Annotated in this window: 24 protein-coding genes; all 24 read right to left on the reverse strand. The window is 61.8% G+C overall.

The features are described from left to right. Window positions 1-389 precede the first annotated feature (389 nt). The 24 genes from rplQ to rpsS all read right to left on the reverse strand — a co-directional run bounded on the left by rplQ (window position 390) and on the right by rpsS (window position 13113). On the reverse strand, window positions 390-878 hold the full coding sequence (rplQ, locus tag ACXR2W_RS01910; RefSeq protein WP_458811398.1) for a 50S ribosomal protein L17: 489 nt from the start codon (window positions 876-878) through the stop codon (window positions 390-392). Window positions 879-920: 42 nt separating this feature from the next. Continuing rightward, window positions 921-1907: a DNA-directed RNA polymerase subunit alpha gene (locus tag ACXR2W_RS01915; protein WP_458811400.1), complete on the reverse strand. Its 987-nt coding sequence runs from the start codon at window positions 1905-1907 to the stop codon at window positions 921-923. 114 nt (window positions 1908-2021) lie between these two features. Continuing rightward, window positions 2022-2420: a 30S ribosomal protein S11 gene (gene rpsK / locus ACXR2W_RS01920; protein ID WP_053352811.1), complete on the reverse strand. Its 399-nt coding sequence runs from the start codon at window positions 2418-2420 to the stop codon at window positions 2022-2024. A 48-nt stretch (window positions 2421-2468) separates the two neighbouring features. Continuing rightward, entirely contained in the window at window positions 2469-2837 is a 369-nt protein-coding gene (rpsM, locus tag ACXR2W_RS01925) for a 30S ribosomal protein S13 (RefSeq protein WP_458811402.1), read from the reverse strand. Between the two features lie 154 nt (window positions 2838-2991). Continuing rightward, window positions 2992-3105: a 50S ribosomal protein L36 gene (gene rpmJ, locus ACXR2W_RS01930; protein WP_017793389.1), complete on the reverse strand. Its 114-nt coding sequence runs from the start codon at window positions 3103-3105 to the stop codon at window positions 2992-2994. 66 nt (window positions 3106-3171) lie between these two features. After that, a complete protein-coding gene (gene infA / locus ACXR2W_RS01935) occupies window positions 3172-3393 on the reverse strand; it encodes a translation initiation factor IF-1 (protein WP_017793388.1) in 222 nt (73 codons plus the stop codon). A gap of 191 nt (window positions 3394-3584) precedes the next feature. Continuing rightward, window positions 3585-4427, reverse strand: a complete 843-nt coding sequence (gene map, locus ACXR2W_RS01940) for a type I methionyl aminopeptidase (RefSeq protein ID WP_458811405.1) — start codon at window positions 4425-4427, stop codon at window positions 3585-3587. 3 nt (window positions 4428-4430) lie between these two features. After that, window positions 4431-5030: an adenylate kinase gene (locus ACXR2W_RS01945; RefSeq protein WP_458811407.1), complete on the reverse strand. Its 600-nt coding sequence runs from the start codon at window positions 5028-5030 to the stop codon at window positions 4431-4433. After that, window positions 5027-6349, reverse strand: coding sequence for a preprotein translocase subunit SecY (secY, locus tag ACXR2W_RS01950; protein ID WP_458811408.1), 1323 nt, complete (start codon window positions 6347-6349; stop codon window positions 5027-5029). The genes ACXR2W_RS01945 and secY overlap by 4 nt, the downstream gene beginning before the upstream one ends. A gap of 214 nt (window positions 6350-6563) precedes the next feature. Next, window positions 6564-7025, reverse strand: a complete 462-nt coding sequence (rplO, locus tag ACXR2W_RS01955; protein ID WP_458811410.1) for a 50S ribosomal protein L15 — start codon at window positions 7023-7025, stop codon at window positions 6564-6566. Then, a complete protein-coding gene (gene rpmD, locus ACXR2W_RS01960) occupies window positions 7022-7210 on the reverse strand; it encodes a 50S ribosomal protein L30 (RefSeq protein ID WP_017793383.1) in 189 nt (62 codons plus the stop codon). Before rpmD ends, rplO begins: the two co-directional genes overlap by 4 nt. Continuing rightward, window positions 7210-7911 carry a 30S ribosomal protein S5 gene (rpsE, locus tag ACXR2W_RS01965; RefSeq protein WP_017793382.1) on the reverse strand — a complete coding sequence of 234 codons (702 nt, stop codon included), beginning with the start codon at window positions 7909-7911 and terminating at the stop codon, window positions 7210-7212. Before rpsE ends, rpmD begins: the two co-directional genes overlap by 1 nt. Then, the gene (rplR, locus tag ACXR2W_RS01970; RefSeq protein WP_458811413.1) at window positions 7908-8282 is read right to left on the reverse strand and encodes a 50S ribosomal protein L18; all 375 of its coding nucleotides are present in this window, start codon (window positions 8280-8282) and stop codon (window positions 7908-7910) included. Before rplR ends, rpsE begins: the two co-directional genes overlap by 4 nt. A gap of 2 nt (window positions 8283-8284) precedes the next feature. Then, window positions 8285-8821, reverse strand: a complete 537-nt coding sequence (gene rplF, locus ACXR2W_RS01975) for a 50S ribosomal protein L6 (protein WP_458811414.1) — start codon at window positions 8819-8821, stop codon at window positions 8285-8287. 6 nt (window positions 8822-8827) lie between these two features. After that, window positions 8828-9226 (reverse strand): 30S ribosomal protein S8, encoded by a 399-nt coding sequence (rpsH, locus tag ACXR2W_RS01980; RefSeq protein ID WP_458811416.1) that lies wholly within the window; start codon window positions 9224-9226, stop codon window positions 8828-8830. 118 nt (window positions 9227-9344) lie between these two features. After that, window positions 9345-9905 (reverse strand): 50S ribosomal protein L5, encoded by a 561-nt coding sequence (gene rplE / locus ACXR2W_RS01985; RefSeq protein ID WP_458811418.1) that lies wholly within the window; start codon window positions 9903-9905, stop codon window positions 9345-9347. Then, window positions 9905-10267, reverse strand: a complete 363-nt coding sequence (gene rplX, locus ACXR2W_RS01990; protein ID WP_458811420.1) for a 50S ribosomal protein L24 — start codon at window positions 10265-10267, stop codon at window positions 9905-9907. Before rplX ends, rplE begins: the two co-directional genes overlap by 1 nt. 4 nt (window positions 10268-10271) lie before the next feature. Then, a complete protein-coding gene (rplN, locus tag ACXR2W_RS01995) occupies window positions 10272-10640 on the reverse strand; it encodes a 50S ribosomal protein L14 (protein ID WP_017793376.1) in 369 nt (122 codons plus the stop codon). 30 nt (window positions 10641-10670) lie between these two features. Beyond that, the gene (gene rpsQ, locus ACXR2W_RS02000) at window positions 10671-10943 is read right to left on the reverse strand and encodes a 30S ribosomal protein S17 (protein ID WP_458811422.1); all 273 of its coding nucleotides are present in this window, start codon (window positions 10941-10943) and stop codon (window positions 10671-10673) included. Window positions 10944-10945: 2 nt separating this feature from the next. Continuing rightward, window positions 10946-11242, reverse strand: coding sequence for a 50S ribosomal protein L29 (rpmC, locus tag ACXR2W_RS02005; RefSeq protein ID WP_458811424.1), 297 nt, complete (start codon window positions 11240-11242; stop codon window positions 10946-10948). Next, entirely contained in the window at window positions 11242-11661 is a 420-nt protein-coding gene (rplP, locus tag ACXR2W_RS02010) for a 50S ribosomal protein L16 (protein ID WP_458811426.1), read from the reverse strand. Before rplP ends, rpmC begins: the two co-directional genes overlap by 1 nt. Before the next feature lie 2 nt (window positions 11662-11663). Further along, window positions 11664-12422 (reverse strand): 30S ribosomal protein S3, encoded by a 759-nt coding sequence (rpsC, locus tag ACXR2W_RS02015; protein WP_017793372.1) that lies wholly within the window; start codon window positions 12420-12422, stop codon window positions 11664-11666. Then, the gene (rplV, locus tag ACXR2W_RS02020; protein ID WP_017793371.1) at window positions 12423-12806 is read right to left on the reverse strand and encodes a 50S ribosomal protein L22; all 384 of its coding nucleotides are present in this window, start codon (window positions 12804-12806) and stop codon (window positions 12423-12425) included. Between the two features lie 25 nt (window positions 12807-12831). Further along, entirely contained in the window at window positions 12832-13113 is a 282-nt protein-coding gene (gene rpsS / locus ACXR2W_RS02025) for a 30S ribosomal protein S19 (RefSeq protein ID WP_017793370.1), read from the reverse strand. Between the last annotated feature and the right edge of the window lie 20 nt (window positions 13114-13133).

Genomic DNA, 13133 nt, shown 5'->3' on the forward strand with positions numbered 1-13133 from the left:
CGTACCGCCCGCGGCTAACCCCGCCCGCTGGTGAGCAGCAGCACTTATTGCTGGTGCTCACCAGCGCGATTCCGCGGCGCTCAATCGCAATATTGCTTGGTGCTCACTCGCAATATCGCCGGTGCTGAAGCCTTCGAATACTCACTTGACCCCGTGTCTGTGACCTGGTTCGTGCCGTTTGAATGCCAGCAGACCGCTCACCTGGTGCCGACACCGGCGGAAAGCGTTTTGCCAGTTGTTGCTCGGAGCTTCCCCCTCCCCCGTCGCTAACCCCACGTGGCACTGACGCGCGCGGGCACGGGCGCTTGAAATGATCCGGATCGATGCGCAGACGCAAAAGCGCCCCGCTGATCAGATCAGCGGGGCGCTTTTGCGTGGAAGGGCGAGAATTACTCGGCCTTCTCCTCGGCGGGAGCCTCGACAGTCTCGGTGACCTCAGTGGTCTCCTCAACTACGACGTCCTCCACCACGGGAGCCTCTTCAGCTGCGGGAGCCGCAGCCTTCTTGGGCTTGGGGTTCACGGGCTCGAGAACGAGCTCGATGACCGCCATCGGAGCGCGGTCACCCTTGCGGTAACCGGTCTTGATGATACGGGTGTAGCCACCCTCGCGGTTCTCAACGAGCGGCGCGATCTCGGTGAAGAGCTCGTGCACAACCGAGTTGTCGAGGATGCGACGCATCACGCGGCGGCGTGCGTGCAGGTCGCCGCGCTTCGCGAACGTAACCAGGCGCTCAGCCAGGGGCTGCAGGCGCTTAGCCTTCGTCTCGGTGGTCTGGATACGCTTGTGCTCGAAGAGCTGCGAAGCCATCTGGTTGAGCATCAGGCGCTCGTGTGCAGGTCCGCCTCCGAGGCGGGGGCCCTTGTTGGGCTTAGGCATGATTTACTCCATTAAGTGATCGGGCAGGCGATGCCGGATCGATTAGTTGTTGTCGTCGTCGTAGCTGTAGAACTGAGCGCCATCGAACCCGGGCACCGCGTCCTTGAGCGAGAGGCCCATCTCAGTGAGCTTGTCGCGCACCTCAAAGACAGACTTCTGGCCGAAGTTACGGATGTTCATGAGCTGCGCCTCTGAGAGTGCAACGAGCTCGCTGACCGTGTTGATGCCCTCACGCTTCAGGCAGTTGTAGCTGCGAACCGAAAGATCGAGATCCTCGATCGGAATCGACAGCTCACCCTCGGCCACAACCTCAACGGGTGCGGGCCCGATCTCAACGCCCTCGGCAGCCGTGTTCAGCTCGCGAGCGAGGCCGAACAGCTCAACCAGCGTCGAACCAGCCGAAGCGATTGCATCGCGGGGGCTGATTGCCGGCTTGGTCTCAACGTCAACAACCAGGCGATCGAAGTCAGTGCGCTCGCCCGCACGAGTTGCCTCGACGCGGTAGGTCACCTTCAGCACCGGCGAGTAGATCGAGTCGACCGGAATACGGCCTACCTCGGCGTCCTCGTTGCGGTTCTGTGCGGCCGAAACGTAGCCACGGCCACGCTCGATCGTCAGCTCAAGCTCGAACTGTGCCGAGTCGCTGAGCGTAGCGATCACGAGCTCGGGGTTGTGCACCTCGACACCGGCCGGAGCCGAGATGTCTGCAGCGGTAACCTCGCCTGCACCAGTCTTGCGCAGGTAAGCCGTGATCGGCTCGTCATGCTCGCTCGAGACGACAAGTCCCTTGATGTTCAGGATGATCTCGGTGACGTCCTCGGTCACACCAGGAATGGTGGTGAACTCGTGGGCGACACCCTCGAAACGAACGCTCGTAACTGCTGCGCCAGGAATCGACGACAGCAGCGTACGACGAAGCGAGTTGCCGAGCGTGTAGCCGAAGCCAGGCTCGAGCGGCTCGATCGCGAAGCGCGAACGAAACTCGGAGATCGATTCTTCAGTCAGAGTGGGTCGCTGTGCAATGAGCACTGTGTGTGGTCCTTTCGCTGGAGTCCGCTATATGACTCATGCGGTATCGGGAATGAGGGAAGGGACGATGCGCCACGAAGATTCGCGACGCATCGCCACGCGCTCGTGCTCGTGTTAGACGCGACGACGCTTCGGGGGGCGGCAGCCGTTGTGGGTCTGCGGGGTTACGTCGTTGATCGACCCAACCTCGAGGCCTGCAGCCTGCAGCGAACGAATCGCCGTCTCGCGACCCGAGCCGGGGCCCTTCACGAAAACGTCGACCTTCTTCATGCCGTGCTCCTGCGCCTTGCGCGCAGCCGACTCAGCGGCGAGCTGAGCAGCAAAGGGAGTCGACTTACGCGAACCCTTGAAGCCCACGCCACCTGACGAAGCCCAGCTGATCACAGCACCGGTGGTGTCAGTGATCGAAACGATCGTGTTGTTAAACGTTGACTTGATGTGGGCCTGGCCCACTGCAACGTTCTTCTTGTCTTTGCGACGCGGCTTGCGTGCCGCGGTCTTTGGTGCAGCCATTGAGTATTCTCCTGAAAAGCTCTGTGTGTTGGTCTAACGGACCGGCGGTTACTTCTTCTTGCCGGCGACGGTGCGCTTCGGGCCCTTGCGGGTACGAGCGTTCGTCTTGGTCCGCTGGCCGTGCACAGGCATACCCTTGCGGTGGCGGATACCCTGGTAGCTACCGGTCTCAACCTTGCGGCGGATGTCGGCTGCGACCTCACGGCGGAGGTCACCCTCAACCTTGAAGTTACCTTCGATGTGGTCGCGCAGCGCGACGAGCTGATCGTCGGTCAGATCCTTAACGCGGATGTTGCCGTCGATCTCGGTCGCAGCGAGCGTCTGCAGCGCGCTGGTCCGGCCGACGCCGTAGATGTAAGTGAGTGCAATCTCAACGCGCTTGTCGCGTGGGATGTCTACTCCGGCGAGACGTGCCATTCTGGCTCTCCTTGGCGGTAGTGGAGGTGTGAAGCGTATCGGGGAATCGGGCCTCCGACCCGAGGTGTCACGCGCAACCGCTGTGCGGTGCGCGCTCTTAGATACGCGGTAGATATTTAGTTATGTGCTCTGCGGGGCCGCACAGGCCGGGCAATTAGCCCTGGCGCTGCTTGTGGCGCGGGTTCTCGCAGATCACCATGACGTTACCGTGGCGGCGGATGACCTTGCACTTGTCGCAGATCTTCTTAACGCTGGGCTTAACCTTCATGATGTTTCCTTACCGGTTCGCTGTCCTCGTACGCGCGGGGTGCCGCGCGCCGTTACTTTCCAGCGACTACTTGTATCGGTAAACGATGCGGCCGCGGGTCAGATCGTAGGGCGTCAGCTCCACAATCACGCGGTCCTCGGGGAGGATGCGGATGTAGTGCTGGCGCATTTTGCCCGAGATGTGAGCGAGCACCTTGTGTCCATTGGTCAACTCAACGCGGAACATCGCGTTGGGCAGAGCCTCGACAACGTGTCCCTCGATCTCGATGACGCCGTCTTTCTTCGCCATAGCCTCACTGTCGCCTAGTAGTTATGCTGGTCATGCGAATGCCAAGACCTGTTTTGCGAACGCAAAAACAGGCGCAAAGCACCAAAGAACAAGAGTACCCGGGCGAGCCGTGTTTGTAAAGTCGCCGCCCAAAACAGTTCGACCCCCGGCCTGGGGCCGAGGGTCGAACGGTGATGCTGATCCGGATCTATCTATGCGATCGGAGCCGGCTTGATGCCGAAGGGCGCCAAGCCCGCAGCCCCGCCGTCTTCTGCGGTGAGCACCCAGATGCCGCCCGCGTGAACAGCTACCGAGTGCTCCCACTGGGCGCTCGCGCGCCCATCGGCCATCGACACTGTCCAGCCATCGTCTTGAATCACGGTGTCGATCTTGCCCTCAGAAATGATGGGCTCGATGGCGACTACAAGCCCGGGCTTCACCTCGGGGCCCTTGCCGCGCACCGCGTAGTTGAAGACCGGCGGGTCCTCATGCATGCTGCGGCCAATACCGTGGCCAATGTAGTCTTCGAGTACGCCGAAGCTGCTCTCGCGCTTCACGCACGCTTCGATCGCCACACCAACCTCGTTGAGGTATTTGGCTCGAGCGAGCTGGGCAATGCCCGTCCACATCGCGAGCTCCGTCACGCGGCTCAGCTCTTCGAGCTGCGCCGTGCGCTCGGGATCTGCCGGGTTGGGTACCACCGCGGTAAACGCGGCGTCGCCATTCCAGCCCTCGATGATTGCGCCCGCATCGACCGCGATTACGTCCCCCGGCTGCAGCGGGCGGTCCGTGGGAATCGAGTGCACCACGTCGTCGTTCACGTTGGCGCAGATCGTGTGCTTATAGCCGGGCTCGAGCATGAAATTGGGTTCACCGCCCCGCTCACGAATGGCGGCCTCAGCGAGCGCATCGAGCTCAAGCGGCGTGACGCCCGGACGAATCGCGGCCTTGGCGGCTGCCAGCGCAGCCGCGGTCGCGAGGCCCGGCTCAATCATGAGCCGCAGCTGCGCCGGCGACTTGTAGATTGAACGCTTAAGGATCCCTCTGCGTGCCACTTGTTAGCTAACCGCCTTGGCGCCGAGCTGCGCGTCGAGGCCCGATGCGATACGTTCAGCGACCTCTTCAACGCCGCCCATGCCGTCGACCGATACCAGGATGCCGCGCTGCGAGAACAGCTCGATCAGCGGTGCCGTCTGGTCGGCGTACACGTTCTGGCGGTGGCGAATGACCTCTTCGGTATCGTCGGCGCGGCCCTCAAGCTCGGCACGCTTGAGCAGTCGCGCCACGACCTCATCGGTGTCTGCTTCGATCAGCACAACAGCATCCAGTGAGTCGCCCACGAGCATGGCATCGAGCGCGTCGACCTGGTCGACAGTGCGAGGGTACCCATCGAGCAAAAAGCCCGATGCGGCGTCGCTCTGCGTGAGACGGTCGGCCACGATCTCGTTGGTCAGCGAGTCAGGCACGAGCTCGCCGCGCTCGATGATCGCCTGTACCTGCTTGCCGAGTTCGGTGCCACCCTTGATGTTTGCACGGAAGATGTCGCCGGTCGAGATTGCGGGGACCCCGTAGCGCTCTGCGATACGGCTCGCCTGGGTTCCCTTGCCTGCGCCGGGGGGCCCGATAATGAGCAGTCGGGTCGTGGTGGTTTCGGTCACTTAAGAAGCCCTTCGTAGTGGCGCTGCTGCAGCTGAGCGTCAATTTGCTTGACGGTCTCGAGGCCGACGCCGACGATAATGAGGATGGATGCACCACCGAACGGGAAGTTCTGGTTCGCTCCGAAGAACGACAGCGCAATGAGTGGGATCAGTGCAATGACGCCGAGGTAGAGCGAACCTGCCGAGGTGACGCGCATAAGCACGTAGTTCAGGTACTCAGCGGTGGGACGGCCGGCGCGAATGCCGGGAACGAAGCCACCGTACTGCTTCATGTTGTCGGCGACCTCTTCGGGGTTAAACGTAATCTGCACGTAGAAGAAGGTGAAGCCGATGATCAGCAAGAAGAAGACGAGCATGTACAGGGGCTGATCGCCGTACACGAGGTTGTTCTGCACCCAGACAACCCATTCCTTGGGCTCTTCGTTAATCTTGGGCTGATTGAACTGCGTGAGCAGCATTGGCAGGTAGAGGATCGCCGACGCGAAGATAACCGGGATCACACCGGCCATGTTGACCTTGATCGGAATGTAAGTGCTCGAACCACCGTAGGTACGGCGGCCGACCACGCGCTTCGCGTACTGCACCGGGATGCGACGCTGAGACTGCTCAACGAAGACAACCGCGGCGACAACCAGCAGACCGACGGCGGTCACCAGGAAGAAGACTTCCCAGCCCTGTGATTCCTTAATGATCCACATCGCGTTGGGGAACGATGCCGCAATCGAGGTGAAGATCAGAAGCGACATACCATTGCCGACGCCGCGCTCTGTGATGAGCTCACCGAACCACATGATGAGGCCGGTACCAGCGGTCATCACGAGGATCATGATGACAATTGCCCACCACTCCTGCGATACGAGGTTACGGCACGCCTCATTGGCGCTCGAACCAAACAGCTGCCCCGAACGCGCCACCGTGATCAGCGTCGTTGACTGCAACACTGCAAGCGCGATAGTGAGGTAGCGGGTGTACTGGGTGAGCTTCGCCTGGCCGGCTTGGCCCTCCTTGTGGAGCACCTCAAAGTGGGGAATAACCACTCGCAACAGCTGCGTGATGATGGACGCCGTAATGTACGGCATGATGCCAAGCGCAAAAATCGACAGCTGGAGAAGGGCGCCACCACTGAAGAGGTTCACCATCTCGTAGAGGCCAGAGGCACCCTGCTGGTTTGCTGCAAGACACGCCTGCACATTGCTGAACTGAACGAACGGCGTCGGGATAAACGAACCGAGCCGGAACAACGAAACGATCGCGAGCGTGAACACGATCTTTCGCCGCAGATCCGGGGTTCGAAAGATCCGTCCGATGGCGCTGAACAAAATCTGCCTCCTGGGAACGTCGCCTGGGGCCTTCGCCTGACGACGAGAACCGATTGCACCAGCCTACACGCCCGCGTGTGGCCGTACGAAACCGCCGCGGTCGCGACGGTGAAAGTCATAAAAAAAGGGGGAAGCTAGCCGGTGATTGACACCGGCTAGCCCCACCCCCATCACCAGCGCCGAAGCACTAGTGAATCAGCATCCGTGAGGATACTTACTTGATCTCGCCACCGGCGGCAACGATCTTCTGCTCTGCTGAGCCCGAGACCTTGTCGACCGAGATGGTGAGCTTGACCTGCAGGTCGCCGTCACCAAGTACCTTGACGGGATGGTTTGCACGAACCGCGCCCTTAGCAACGAGATCAGCAACCGTGACCTCACCGCCCTGGGGGTACAGCTCTGCGAGCTTCGCCACGTTCACGACCTGGTATTCGGTGCGGAACGGGTTCTTGAAGCCGCGCAGCTTCGGGGTGCGCATGTGCAGCGGCATCTGCCCACCCTCGAAGCCAGCCTTGACCTGGTAGCGTGCCTTGGTGCCCTTGGTGCCGCGGCCTGCGGTCTTACCCTTGGATGCCTCGCCACGACCCACGCGGGTCTTAGCCTTCTTGGAACCCTCGGCGGGGCGAAGGTGGTGTGCCTTCAGCACTGCGCCGCGCTCCTCAGTGTTCTCGCTCATGCGTCGATCTCCTCAACCTCTACCAGGTGAGCAACAGCGCGAACGTAACCGCGGTTGATCTTCGAGTCCTCGCGAACGACCGAATCGCCGATCTTCTTGAGGCCGAGGCTCCGCAGCGATGCACGCTGGTTCTGCTTCTCACTGATAACGGACTTCGTCTGCGTAATCTTCAGGCTCGCAGCCATTACGCACCTGCCTTTGCCTTCGCGGCAGCGTCGGCCAGCGCCTTTGCCTCTGCGCGCACAATGCGAGCGGGGGCAACGCGGTCGAAGTCGAGGCCACGGCGAGCTGCGACGGAGCGGGGCTCCTCGAGCTGCTGCAGCGCCTCAACGGTCGCATGCACGATGTTCAGGGTGTTCGATGAACCGAGCGACTTGCTCAGCACGTCGTGGATGCCAGCGCACTCGAGTACGGCGCGCACGGGGCCACCGGCGATAACACCGGTACCTGCGGCTGCGGGACGAAGCAGCACCACACCGGCTGCTGCCTCACCCTGCACGGGGTGGGGAATCGTGCTGCCGACGCGGGGAACGCGGAAGAAGTTCTTCTTCGCTTCCTCAACGCCCTTGGAGATAGCGAGGGGAACTTCCTTCGCCTTACCGTAGCCAACACCAACGGTGCCGTTGCCATCGCCTACCACGACGAGCGCGGTGAAGCTAAAGCGGCGGCCGCCCTTGACGACCTTCGACACACGGTTGATCGTAACGACGCGCTCGAGGAACTGGCTCTCGTTGCGGTCACGACCGCCGCGCTCGTTGCGAGTGCCGCGATCACGGCTGCCGCGACGCTGCTCGCGCGGCTCGCTGCGGTGATCCTGGGCCGGTGCGGCCTGGGTATCAGCCTGAGCCTCTGCAGACACTTGCTGCTCCTTCGTTTCGTTGCTCACAGGGTCAGCCCCCCTTCGCGAGCGCCATCGGCGATCGCTGCGACGCGGCCGGCATACTTGCTGCCACCACGGTCGAACACGACGGTGTCTACACCGGCGCTCTTCGCACGCTCAGCGACGAGCTCGCCGACCTTGCGGGCCTTGGCGGTCTTGTCACCCTCGAAAGCGCGCAGATCAGCTTCCATGGTCGAAGCCGATGCGAGCGTGAAGCCCTTTGCATCGTCGATGACCTGAACGAATACGTGACGAGCTGAGCGCGTCACTGCGAGACGGGGACGAGCCTCCGTGCCGACGATCTTCTTACGCAGGCGGGCGTGGCGGCGGATACGCGCAGCCGTACGACCCTTAGCCCGGGACATTGAAGCGGCCATCGTTACTTACCAGCCTTTCCAGCCTTGCGACGGACATTCTCGCCAGCGTAACGAATACCCTTGCCCTTGTAGGGCTCCGGCTTCTTCAGCTTGCGGATGTTAGCGGCGGCCTCTCCGACCCCCTGCTTGGAGATACCGGCAACGGTGATCTTCGTGTTGCCCTCGACCGAAAGCGTGATGCCCTCGGGAGCGTCAACGATCACCGGGTGCGAGAAGCCGAGTGCCAGCTCGAGGCCGGTGCCCTTCTGCTGCACGCGGTAACCGGTGCCAACGACCTCGAGCTGCTTAGCGTAGCCCTCGGTCACACCGATGATGTTGTTGTGGATGAGCGTGCGGGTCAGACCGTGCAGTGCTCGTGAATCGCGCTCATCGTCGGGGCGCGTAACCAGGAGCTGGCCGTCCTCAACCTTTGCGCGAATGGGCTCTGCCACAGCGAGCGTCAGCTCGCCCTTGGGGCCCTTGACCGTGACATTCTGGCCATCGATCTTGATGTCTACACCACCGGGAACGGTGATGGGAAGCTTACCGATACGTGACATGACGGCTTACCACACGTAAGCGAGGACTTCCCCGCCTACGCCCTTCTGATCAGCCTCGCGCCCCGTGAGGAGACCCGAAGAGGTGGACAGGATCGCGATGCCGAGGCCGCCGAGAACGTTGGGGATCTCAGTCGAGCCTGCGTAAACACGCAGACCGGGCTTGGAAACGCGCTTGATGCCTTCGATCGAGCGCTCGCGGTTGGGGCCGTACTTCAGCGACATGGTGAGGGTCGTGCCGACGCGTGCAGGCTCAACCTTCCAGTCCTTGATGTAACCCTCGGTCTTGAGGATCTCGGCGATCCGCTCCTTCAGCTTTGAGCCGGGGAGCGAAACGTCGTCATGATGTGCGCTGTTGGCGTTGCGCAGTCGGGTCAGCATATCTGCGACCGGATCAGTCATCGTCATGAGTGACTCTTTCTTTCTCGCCTGGTATCACGCTCCGGTACAGGGAGCGTGACCTGGGTGATACACGGTGCGGGTGCCCGAGGATTACCTCGGGCACCCGTCCGCTTGGACTATTTAATTATTCGGACTTGAACGGGAAGCCGAGCGCGCGAAGCAGCGCACGACCCTCGTCGTCAGTCTTGGCCGTGGTTACGATCGTGATGTCGAAGCCACGCACGCGATCAATCTTATCCTGATCAATCTCGTGGAACACACTCTGCTCGGTCAATCCGAAGGTGTAGTTGCCGTTTCCGTCGAACTGCTTAGCCGAGAGACCGCGGAAATCGCGGATACGGGGCAGTGCGAGCGAGATCAGGCGGTCCAGGAACTCCCAGGCGCGGTCACCACGAAGGGTAACGTGTGCACCAATGGCCTGGCCCTCGCGCAGCTTGAACTGTGCGATCGACTTACGAGCCTTGGTGACCATGGGCCGCTGGCCCGTGATCTTCATGAGGTCGGCAATCGCGCCCTCGATGACCTTGCTGTCGCGTGCGGCTTCACCGACACCCGTGTTCACGACGACCTTTACGACGCCGGGAACCTGCATGATGTTCTCGTACGAGAACTCCTCACGCAGTGCGGGCACGATCTCCGCGCGGTACTTCTGCTTCAGACGGGGCTGAATCTTCGTCTCAGTCATTAAAGATCCTTCCCTGACTTCTTGGCGTAGCGCACGCGCACGGCCTTCTTCTTGCCGTCCTTCTCGACCTCTTCAACGCGGAAGCCAACGCGAGTGGGCTTCTTCGTCTCGGGGTCGACGATGGCGACGTTGGAGATGTGGATCGGGGCCTCTACGGTCTCGATGCCACCCTCGCGTGCGCCCTGGCTCGACTGGCCAACACGGACGTGCTTGGTTACGAAGTTCACGCCTTCGACCAGAACGCGGTCGGTGTCGGTGAGAACCTCGAGCACACGGCCCTGCTTGCCCTTGTAGCCGCCGCGCTCCTGCGACGGGCCCGAGATGACCTCTACGAGGTCACCCTTCTTGATCTTCATGCCCATAGGACTAGATCACCTCCGGTGCGAGCGAGACGATCTTCATGAACTTCTTGTCGCGAAGCTCACGTCCGACCGGCCCGAAGATACGGGTACCGCGGGGCTCCCCGTCGGCCTTAAGGATGACGGCAGCGTTCTCGTCGAAGCTGATGTACGAGCCATCAGCGCGACGGGTCGACTTGCGCGTGCGAACGATGACTGCCTTGACGACGTCACCCTTCTTCACGTTACCGCCGGGGATCGCGTCCTTGACGGTCGCGACGATCGTGTCACCGAGACCGGCGTAACGACGACGCGAACCTCCGAGAACACGAATGGTAAGCAACTCCTTGGCGCCGGTGTTATCGGCAACCTTGAGTCGGGATTCCTGCTGAATCACTAGCTACTCCTTACTCAGTAAGCCTGAGGCTTACTTCGCCTTCTCGAGGATCTCGACCAGGCGCCAGCGCTTTGACGCGCTGAGCGGACGGGTCTCGTGGATGAGCACGAGATCGCCGATGCCTGCGGTGTTCTGCTCGTCGTGGGCCTTCACCTTCGACGAACGGCGCATCACCTTGCCGTAGAGGGGGTGCTTAACGCGGTCCTCGACCTCGACAACGATGGTCTTGTCCATCTTGTCGCTGACGACGTAGCCGCGGCGCGTCTTACGGTAGCCGCGCTGTTCGTTTTCGACCTCAGCCATGTTTAGGCCTCCTTCGTATCAGCGGCGGCATCCGCCTGCTCGGTCTTCTTGGTGGCCTTGGCCGGCACGGCTGCGGGGGTGACCCGAATGCCGAGCTCGCGCTCACGCAGCACGGTGTAAATGCGAGCGATGTCGCGCTTCACCTGGCGCACGCGGCCGTGGCTCTCCAGCTGGCCGGTGGCCGACTGGAAGCGCAGGTTGAAGAGCTCGGCCTTAGCCTTCTTGAGCTCTTCAGCCAGACGCTCGTTCTCGAACGAATCTAGCTCCGTGATGGCCAGTTCTTTGGTCCCGATCGCCATTACGCGTCGCCCTCCTCGCGCTTAATAATGCGGGCCTTCAGAGGCAGCTTGTGAATTGCGCGGGTCATTGCCTCGCGCGCAAGCTGCTCATCAACGCCTGCGACCTCAAAGAGGACGCGGCCCGGCTTGACGTTGGCCACCCACCACTCGGGTGAACCCTTACCCGAACCCATGCGGGTTTCCGCGGGCTTCTTGGTGAGGGGACGATCCGGGTAGATGTTGATCCATACCTTGCCACCACGCTTGATGTGACGCGTCATGGCGATACGAGCGGACTCGATCTGACGGTTGGTCACATATGCGGGGGTCAGGGCCTGGATACCGAACTCGCCGAAGGAAACCTTCGTGCCGCCCTTTGCCTGGCCGCTACGGCCGGGGTGGTGCTGCTTGCGGTACTTGACTCGACGGGGAATCAGCATGCTTACTTCTCCGCTCCTGCTGCAGCGGGTGCAGCCTCGGCCTGTGCACCGCGAGGTGCACGACGGCGGTCGCCACGGTCACGCGACGGCTTCTGGGCCGCCTGCTCGCGAGCGAGTTCCTTGTTGGTGAGGTCACCCTTGTAGATCCAGACCTTCACGCCAATGCGGCCGAAGGTGGTCTTAGCCTCGTAGAAGCCGTAATCGATGTTCGCACGGAGCGTGTGCAGCGGCACGCGACCCTCGCGGTAGAACTCCGAGCGGCTCATCTCGGCGCCGCCAAGACGGCCTGAGACCTGGATCCGGATGCCCTTGGCGCCAGCGCGCTGTGCGCCCTGGAGGCCCTTGCGCATCGCACGGCGGAATGCCACGCGAGCAGCGAGCTGCTCTGCGACACCCTGAGCGACGAGCTGAGCGTCAGCCTCGGGGTTCTTCACCTCGAGGATGTTGAGCTGGATCTGCTTGCCGGTGAGCTTCTCGAGGTCAGCGCGAATGCGCTCAGCCTCAGCACCGCGGCGGCCAATCACAATACCGGGGCGTGCCGAGTGGATGTCCACGCGAACACGGTCACGGGTGCGCTCGATCTCGACACGCGAAACGCCGGCGCGATCAAGCTGCTTGGTCAGGTGCTGGCGGATCTTGATGTCCTCGGCCAGGTAGTCAGCGTAACGCTGACCCTTCTTGGTCGAGTCCGAGAACCAGCGCGAGACGTGATCAGTGGTGATCCCGAGGCGGAAGCCGTAGGGATGAATCTTCTGGCCCATTTACTTGGCTCCCTTCTTCGCTGCCGCAAGCTCATCAGCGGTTGCAATAACAACCGTGATGTGGCTCGTGCGCTTGTTGATGCGGAAAGCGCGGCCCTGTGCACGGGGGCGGAAACGCTTGAGCGTTGCGCCCTCGTCGACAAAGGCGCGAGCGATTACAAGCTCGTCCTCGTTCAGACGCAGGTTCTCCTTGTCAGCCTTCACACGTGCGTTAGCGATTGCCGAAGCAACCAGCTTGAACACGGGCTCAGCTGCAGCCTGCGGGGCGAACTTCAGGATGGCAAGTGCCTCCTGAGCGTTCTTTCCACGAACCAGGTCAACAACGCGACGGGCCTTCTGGGGGGTGATGCGGATATGACGCACGCGTGCGATCGACTCCACCATTTCTCTTCCTCCTTCACGTCGCCGCTTAGCGGCGACGGCCCTTCTTGTCGTCCTTCACGTGGCCACGGAAGGTGCGGGTGGGCGCGAACTCGCCCAGCTTGTGCCCAACCATGGTTTCGGTGACGAACACGGGAATGTGCTTACGACCGTCGTGAACCGCGATGGTGTGTCCCAGCATTGCGGGGATGATCATCGAGCGGCGCGACCAGGTCTTGATCACATTCTTGGTGCCAGCTTCGTTCTGGACAACTACCTTGCTGAGCAGGTGGTTATCGACGAAGGGGCCCTTCTTGAGACTACGAGGCATCTTCTACTCTCTCCTACCCG

The sequence above is a fragment of the Leucobacter faecis genome (assembly GCF_054456695.2).

Bases quoted from the DNA above. Each gene is read 5' to 3' on its own strand.
- rplQ (WP_458811398.1), bottom strand. From the start codon at position 878: ATGCCTAAGCCCAACAAGGGCCCCCGCCTCGGAGGCGGACCTGCACAC.
- rpsK (WP_053352811.1), bottom strand. From the start codon at position 2,420: ATGGCTGCACCAAAGACCGCGGCACGCAAGCCGCGTCGCAAAGACAAG.
- rpsM (WP_458811402.1), bottom strand. From the start codon at position 2,837: ATGGCACGTCTCGCCGGAGTAGACATCCCACGCGACAAGCGCGTTGAG.
- rpmJ (WP_017793389.1), bottom strand. From the start codon at position 3,105: ATGAAGGTTAAGCCCAGCGTTAAGAAGATCTGCGACAAGTGCAAGGTC.
- infA (WP_017793388.1), bottom strand. From the start codon at position 3,393: ATGGCGAAGAAAGACGGCGTCATCGAGATCGAGGGACACGTTGTCGAG.
- rplO (WP_458811410.1), bottom strand. From the start codon at position 7,025: ATGAGCGAGAACACTGAGGAGCGCGGCGCAGTGCTGAAGGCACACCAC.
- rpmD (WP_017793383.1), bottom strand. From the start codon at position 7,210: ATGGCTGCGAGCCTGAAGATTACGCAGACGAAGTCCGTTATCAGTGAG.
- rplR (WP_458811413.1), bottom strand. From the start codon at position 8,282: ATGGCCGCTTCAATGTCCCGGGCTAAGGGTCGTACGGCTGCGCGTATC.
- rplF (WP_458811414.1), bottom strand. From the start codon at position 8,821: ATGTCACGTATCGGTAAGCTTCCCATCACCGTTCCCGGTGGTGTAGAC.
- rpsH (WP_458811416.1), bottom strand. From the start codon at position 9,226: ATGACGATGACTGATCCGGTCGCAGATATGCTGACCCGACTGCGCAAC.
- rplE (WP_458811418.1), bottom strand. From the start codon at position 9,905: ATGACTGAGACGAAGATTCAGCCCCGTCTGAAGCAGAAGTACCGCGCG.
- rplX (WP_458811420.1), bottom strand. From the start codon at position 10,267: ATGGGCATGAAGATCAAGAAGGGTGACCTCGTAGAGGTCATCTCGGGC.
- rpsQ (WP_458811422.1), bottom strand. From the start codon at position 10,943: ATGGCTGAGGTCGAAAACGAACAGCGCGGCTACCGTAAGACGCGCCGC.
- rpmC (WP_458811424.1), bottom strand. From the start codon at position 11,242: ATGGCGATCGGGACCAAAGAACTGGCCATCACGGAGCTAGATTCGTTC.
- rplP (WP_458811426.1), bottom strand. From the start codon at position 11,661: ATGCTGATTCCCCGTCGAGTCAAGTACCGCAAGCAGCACCACCCCGGC.
- rpsC (WP_017793372.1), bottom strand. From the start codon at position 12,422: ATGGGCCAGAAGATTCATCCCTACGGCTTCCGCCTCGGGATCACCACT.
- rplV (WP_017793371.1), bottom strand. From the start codon at position 12,806: ATGGTGGAGTCGATCGCACGCGTGCGTCATATCCGCATCACCCCCCAG.
- rpsS (WP_017793370.1), bottom strand. From the start codon at position 13,113: ATGCCTCGTAGTCTCAAGAAGGGCCCCTTCGTCGATAACCACCTGCTC.